At 69.2% G+C, this 6,438-nt stretch carries 7 protein-coding genes; 3 read left to right on the top strand and 4 right to left on the bottom strand.

Annotated elements, in window-relative coordinates:
• The first annotated feature begins 60 nt into the window (after nt 1-60).
• Nucleotides 61-807: a DNA repair protein RecO gene (gene recO / locus ACFWBF_RS36930; RefSeq protein ID WP_385609214.1), complete on the top strand. Its 747-nt coding sequence runs from the start codon at nt 61-63 to the stop codon at nt 805-807.
• An 11-nt stretch (nt 808-818) separates the two neighbouring features.
• Complete coding sequence (locus ACFWBF_RS36925; protein ID WP_385609213.1) at nt 819-1,640, top strand: isoprenyl transferase; 822 nt, start codon at nt 819-821, stop codon at nt 1,638-1,640.
• A gap of 56 nt (nt 1,641-1,696) precedes the next feature.
• Here ACFWBF_RS36925 and ACFWBF_RS36920 read toward each other — a convergent pair whose 3' ends face one another.
• The 4 genes from ACFWBF_RS36920 to ACFWBF_RS36905 are packed head-to-tail and all read right to left on the bottom strand — an operon-like array spanning nt 1,697 to nt 4,853.
• Nucleotides 1,697-2,125, bottom strand: a complete 429-nt coding sequence (locus ACFWBF_RS36920; RefSeq protein WP_385609212.1) for a Fur family transcriptional regulator — start codon at nt 2,123-2,125, stop codon at nt 1,697-1,699.
• 51 nt (nt 2,126-2,176) lie between these two features.
• Nucleotides 2,177-3,043, bottom strand: a complete 867-nt coding sequence (locus ACFWBF_RS36915) for a metal ABC transporter permease (protein WP_385609211.1) — start codon at nt 3,041-3,043, stop codon at nt 2,177-2,179.
• Nucleotides 3,043-3,834: a metal ABC transporter ATP-binding protein gene (locus ACFWBF_RS36910; RefSeq protein ID WP_385609210.1), complete on the bottom strand. Its 792-nt coding sequence runs from the start codon at nt 3,832-3,834 to the stop codon at nt 3,043-3,045. Before ACFWBF_RS36910 ends, ACFWBF_RS36915 begins: the two co-directional genes overlap by 1 nt.
• 29 nt (nt 3,835-3,863) lie before the next feature.
• Nucleotides 3,864-4,853 carry a metal ABC transporter substrate-binding protein gene (locus tag ACFWBF_RS36905; RefSeq protein ID WP_385609209.1) on the bottom strand — a complete coding sequence of 330 codons (990 nt, stop codon included), beginning with the start codon at nt 4,851-4,853 and terminating at the stop codon, nt 3,864-3,866.
• 154 nt (nt 4,854-5,007) lie between these two features.
• On the opposite strand from ACFWBF_RS36905, the gene ACFWBF_RS36900 reads away from it, so the two are divergent.
• Nucleotides 5,008-6,390, top strand: coding sequence for a glycine--tRNA ligase (locus ACFWBF_RS36900; RefSeq protein ID WP_385609208.1), 1,383 nt, complete (start codon nt 5,008-5,010; stop codon nt 6,388-6,390).
• Nucleotides 6,391-6,438: the final 48 nt, after the last annotated feature.

Genomic DNA, 6,438 nt, shown 5'->3' with positions numbered 1-6,438 from the left:
GTCCGGACCCGGGTCCGGACGCAGGGCCGTCGCCGTGCCCGCACAGGCGACAATGGGCGCATGAGTCTGTTCCGCGACGACGGCATCGTGCTGCGCACCCAGAAGCTGGGTGAGGCGGACCGCATCATCACGCTGCTGACCCGGGGCCACGGCCGGGTGCGGGCCGTCGCCCGCGGGGTCCGGCGTACCAAGTCCAAATTCGGCGCCCGGCTGGAACCTTTCTCCCACGCCGACGTGCAGTTCTTCGCCCGGGGCAGCGAGCTGATCGGCCGCAGCCTCCCGCTCTGCACCCAGACCGAGATCATCGCCCCGTACGGCAACGGCATCGTCACCGACTACGCCCGCTACACCGCCGGCACCGCCATGCTGGAGACCGCCGAGCGGTTCACGGAGAACGAGGGCGAGCCCGCCGTACAGCAGTACCTGCTGCTCGTCGGCGCCCTGCGCACGCTCTCGCGCGGCGAACACCAGCCGCACCTCATCCTCGACGCCTTCCTGCTGCGCTCCCTCGCCGTCAACGGCTACGCGCCCAGCTTCGAGGACTGCGCGAAGTGCGGGATCCACGGCCCCAACCGGCACTTCTCCGTCGCCGCGGGCGGGGTGATATGCGGCGACTGCCGGGTCCCCGGCTCCGTCGTACCCTCGTCGGAGGCCATCGCCCTGCTGAGCGCGCTGCTGACGGGCGACTGGGGCCACGCCGACGCCTGCGAGGCGCGTCACGTGCGCGAGGGCAGCGGGCTGGTCTCCGCCTATTTGCACTGGCATCTGGAACGCGGGCTACGCTCCCTGCGTTACGTCGAGAAATAGGAGCTGGGCACATGGCACGACGCGGGATTCTGGGACGCTCTCGCCGGGAGTACAAGGTTCCCGAGCCGCACCCGTCCGGTGAGCGCCCGCCGAAGATCCCCGGCGAGCTCGTCCCGAACCACGTCGCGGTCGTCATGGACGGCAACGGCCGCTGGGCCAAGGACCGCGGCCTGCCGCGCACCGAGGGCCACAAGGTCGGCGAGGGCGTCGTGCTCGACGTGCTCAAGGGCTGCCTGGAGATGGGCGTCAAGAACCTCTCCCTGTACGCCTTCTCGACGGAGAACTGGAAGCGCTCGCCCGACGAGGTGCGCTTCCTGATGAACTTCAACCGCGACGTCATCCGGCGCCGCCGCGACGAGATGAACGAGCTGGGCATCCGCATCCGCTGGGTCGGCCGCATGCCGAAGATGTGGAAGTCGGTCGTCCAGGAGCTCCAGGTGGCGCAGGAGCAGACCGTCGACAACGACGCGATGACCCTGTACTTCTGCGTGAACTACGGCGGCCGCGCGGAGATCGCGGACGCGGCGCAGGCGATCGCCCGGGACGTGGCGGCGGGCCGGCTGGACCCCTCGAAGGTCAACGAGAAGACCTTCGCGAAGTACATGTACTACCCGGACATGCCGGACGTGGACCTGTTCCTGCGGCCGAGCGGCGAGCAGCGCACCTCCAACTACCTGCTCTGGCAGAGCGCGTACGCCGAGATGGTCTTCCAGGACGTGCTGTGGCCGGACTTCGACCGCCGCAATCTCTGGGCGGCGTGCCTGGAGTACGCCCAGCGCGACCGCCGCTTCGGCGGCGCGGTCCCGAACCAGCCGGAAGGCCCCAAGGGCTGACGGCGCCGTCGGGCTCGGCCGCCGCGGACATCACCGTCCGGGCGGCCGGCCGGGTGTCAGGCGGCGGCCGCGCAGTCGGCGCAGGTGCCGAAGATCTCCACCGTGTGGGCGACGTTCACATAGCCGTGTTCGGCCGCGATGGACTCGGCCCACTTCTCCACCGCCGGGCCCTCCACCTCGACCGCCTTGCCGCACTTGCGGCAGACCAGGTGGTGGTGGTGCTCGCCCGTGGAGCAGCGCCGGTACACCGACTCGCCGTCGCTGGTGCGCAGCACGTCGACCTCGCCGGCGTCCGCGAGCGACTGGAGGGTGCGGTACACGGTGGTCAGCCCCACGGAGTCGCCGCGGTGCTTGAGCATGTCGTGCAGTTCCTGGGCGCTGCGGAACTCGTCCACCTCGTCCAGGGCCGCCGCCACGGCCGCCCGCTGCCGGGTGGATCGTCCTCGTACTGGCGCGGTATTCATCTCGCCAGGCGCAGTCGCCACCGGTTCCTCCTCGTATCGGCCTGCCGCCATTGTGCCAGCCCGCCAGGCCGTCTAGACCTTCACGTCGTCGCGCGTGCAGACCTCTTCGGCCGCACGTGCGGCTCTGGCGCGGCGCCGGGCCAGCGGCGCCGACAGGGCCGTCATGGCCATGAAGACGGCGATGGCGAGCAGCACGATCGTCGCGCCGGAGGGTGCGTCCATGTAGTACGTGGTGGCCGTGCCGGTCAGGGAGACCAGCAGGGCGATCGCCATGGCCAGCGACAGCGTCGCGGTGAACCCGCGGGTGACCCGCTGGGCGGCTGCGACCGGGATCACCATCATGGCGCTGACCAGCAACAGGCCCACGATGCGCATCGCCACCGTGACCGTGACGGCGGCGGTGACCGCGATCAGCAGGTTGAGGAAGCGCACCGGCAGTCCGGTGACCCGGGCGAACTCCTCGTCCTGGCAGACGGAGAAGAGCTGGCGGCGCAGGCCGATGGTGACGGCGAGGACGAAGGCGGCGAGGATCGCCATCGCGGTGACGTCCTCGGGCGCGACCGTGGTGATCGAGCCGAACATGGCGCTGACCAGGTTGGTCGTGGAACCGCCCGGAGCCATGTTGATGATCATGACGCCGCCGGCCAGGCCGCCGTAGAAGAGCATGGCGAGCGCGACGTCACCGCTGGTCTTGCCGCGGGAGCGGATCATCTCCATGCCGACCGCGCCGACGACCGCGACCAGGGTGGCCATCCACACCGGGCTCGTGTTGAGCAGGAAGCCGAGCGCGACACCGGTCATGGCCACATGGCCGAGGCCGTCGCCCATGACGGCCTGACGGCGCTGGACGAGGTACGTGCCGATCGCGGGCGCGGTGATGCCCACCAGACCGGCGGCGATCAGCGCCCGCTGCATGAAGGCGTAGTTCAGGAGGTCCATCAGCTCAGCAGTCCCGTCCGCAGGGGCTCGGCGTCGTGCGCCGCGTGGGGGTGTACGTGGTCGTGGCCGGGCAGGGCGTGCTGGCCCACGGCCTGCGGGGGCGGTCCGTCGTGAACGACGCAGCCGTCGCGCAGGACGACGGCGCGGTCGATCAGGGGCTCCAGCGGGCCCAGCTCGTGCAGGACGAGCAGGACGGTGGAGCCGGCGGAGACCTGCTCGCGCAGGGCGTGCGCGAGGACCTCCTGGTTGGCGAGGTCCACGCCGGCCATCGGCTCGTCCATGATCAGCAGTTCCGGCTCGACGGCGAGTGCCCGGGCTATGAGCACGCGCTGGTGCTGGCCGCCGGAGAGGGCGTTGACCGAGGCGTCGGCGTACGTGTCCATGTCGACCAGGGCCAGGGCGGCCTCGACGGCGGCCTTGTCGGCCTTGCGCAGGAGCCCGAAGCGGCTCCGGGCCAGCCGCCCGGAGGAGACGACCTCCCGGACGGTGGCGGGGACGCCGCTGGCCGCGGTGGTGCGCTGCGGGACGTACCCGATGCGCGACCAGTCGCGGAAGCGCTTGAAGTCGGTGCCGAAGAGGGACAGGGCGCCGTCGCTCAGCGGGACCTGGCCGACGACGGCACGGACGGCCGTGGACTTGCCGGAGCCGTTGGCACCGAGCAGCGCGACGACCTCACCGCGGCGGACGGTGAGGTCGATCCCGCGCAGCACGGGGCGCGAGCCGAGCGAGGCCGTGGCCCCGCGCAGGGATATGACGGGCTGGTCGTCAGCCGGTCGGGGCGTGGACTGCATGGCTCGCGCCTCCGTTGCTGCTGCTGTCATTACTTGGTTCCGAGCGCCTTCTGGAGGTTCTTCAGGTTGGACCGCATGACCTCGAAGTAGTCAGCACCCTGGGACTTGTCGGTCATTCCCTCGAGCGGGTCGAGGACGTCGGTCTTCAGACCGGTGTCCCGGGCGAGGGTCTTGGCCGTCTTGTCGCTGGCCAGGGTCTCGAAGAACACGGTGGAGACATTGTCCTTCTTCGCGACGGCCTGGAGTTCCTTCATCCGGGCCGGGCTCGGCTCGGACTCGGGGTCGACGCCGGAGATGCCCTCCTGGTCGAGGCCGTAGCGCTCGGCGAGGTAGCCGAAGGCGGAGTGGGTGGTGATGAAGGTCTTGGACGCCGTGTTCTTCAGGCCGTCCTTGAACTCGGTGTCCAGCGCGGTCAGCTTGGTGAGGAGGTCCTCGGTGTTCTTCTTGTAGTCCGCCGCGTGGTCGGGGTCGGCCTTCTCCAGGGCCGCGCCGACGCCCTTGGCGATCTCCGCGTACTTCGTGGGGTCGAGCCAGACGTGCGGGTCCTCGCCGGACCCGCCGTGGTCGTGGCCGTGATCGTGATCGTGGCTGTGGTCCTCGCCCTCGGCCGCGTGGTCGTGGCCCTCGTGGCCGGCGGCGGAGTGCACCTCGAGCTTGGTCAGGGTGGCGGCGTCCACGATGTTCTTCACGCCGGACTGGGCGACGGCCTTGTCCACGGCGGGCTGCAGGTTCTTGAGGTAGAGGACGACATCGGCCTCGCCGAGCTGCGCGGTCTGCTTCGGGGTGATCTCCAGGTCGTGCGGTTCGACGCCCGGCTTGGTCAGGGTGTCGACCTTCACGTGGTCCTTGCCGATCTGCTCGGCGAGGAACTGCATCGGATAGAACGACGCCGTCACGTCGAGCTTGCCGTCCTTGCCGCCGGCTGCGTCGGCTGGGCCGGAGCAGGCGGTGAGGGCGGCGGCGCCGAGGGCAACGGTTCCGGCGAGGGCGGTGGCGGGTATGAGGCGTCGTACGTTCATGACATCCATTTTCATCAAAGATGGAAACGATTGTCAAAAACGCTGATGGGAGGGCCGGACCCGTGCCGTGGAAGGGGATCCGATTTGAAAGGGGAGGTGCGGGCGCCGGTAACCTAAAGGCTTCGCCGTTCGTCCTCGTACTGAAGAGAGCACCGTGGCCGCCGACAAGATCGACACCATCGTCAGCCTGAGCAAGCGCCGTGGCTTCGTTTTCCCGTGCAGTGAGATCTACGGCGGCTCTCGGGCTGCCTGGGATTACGGCCCGCTCGGTGTCGAGCTCAAGGAGAACATCAAGCGCCAGTGGTGGAAGGCGATGGTCACCGGGCGTGAGGACATCGTCGGCCTCGACTCGTCCGTGATCCTGGCCCCCGAGGTCTGGGTGGCCTCCGGCCACGTCGGGACCTTCTCGGACCCGCTGACCGAGTGCACCTCCTGTCACAAGCGCCACCGCGCGGACCACCTTGAAGAGGCGTACGAGGCCAAGCACGGCCGTGTGCCCGCGAACGGCCTCGCCGACATCAACTGCCCCAACTGCGGCGTGAAGGGCCAGTTCACCGAGCCCAAGCAGTTCTCCGGCATGCTGGAGACCCACCTCGGCCCGACCCAGGACACCGGCTCCAAGGCGTACCTGCGCCCCGAGACCGCCCAGGGCATCTTCACCAACTTCGCCCAGGTGCAGACCACCTCGCGCAAGAAGCCTCCCTTCGGCATCGCGCAGATGGGCAAGTCCTTCCGCAACGAGATCACGCCCGGCAACTTCATCTTCCGCACGCGCGAGTTCGAGCAGATGGAGATGGAGTTCTTCGTCAAGCCGGGCGAGGACGAGCAGTGGCAGGAGTACTGGATGCAGGAGCGGTGGAACTGGTACCGCGACCTCGGCATCCGCGAGGAGAACATCCGCTGGTACGACCACCCGAAGGAGAAGCTGTCCCACTACTCGAAGCGCACCGCCGACATCGAGTACCGCTTCAACTTCGGTGGCAATGAGTTCTCCGAGCTCGAGGGCGTGGCCAACCGCACCGACTTCGACCTCAAGGCCCACTCCGCCGCCTCCGGCCAGGACCTCGTGTACTTCGACCAGGAGTCGAAGGAGCGCTACACCCCGTACGTCATCGAGCCGGCGGCCGGTGTCAACCGCGCCATGCTCGCCTTCATGCTCGACGCGTACAACGAGGACGAGGCCCCCAACGCCAAGGGCGTCATGGAGAAGCGCGCCGTGATGCGCCTCGACCCGCGCCTGGCCCCGATCAAGGTCGCCGTCCTGCCGCTGTCCCGCAACGCGCAGCTGTCGCCCAAGGCCAAGGGCCTCGCCGCCGACCTGCGCAAGTTCTGGAACATCGAGTTCGACGACGCCGGCGCCATCGGCCGCCGCTACCGCCGTCAGGACGAGATCGGTACGCCGTTCTGCGTCACCGTGGACTTCGACACCCTCGACGACAACGCGGTGACCGTGCGCGAGCGCGACACCATGAAGCAGGAGCGCGTCTCCCTGGACCAGATCCAGAGCTACCTCGGCAGCCGCCTGCTCGGCTGCTAGTGCTGTGACCGGACGCAAAGACCGGTGGCCCGGTGCGCAGTGCGCACC

Source organism: Streptomyces sp. NPDC060028, assembly GCF_042736725.1.
Classification (GTDB): Bacteria; Actinomycetota; Actinomycetes; order Streptomycetales; family Streptomycetaceae; genus Streptomyces.
Note: the sequence above shows the minus strand (reverse complement) of the source record. Positions and strands in the feature narration are given on the sequence as shown.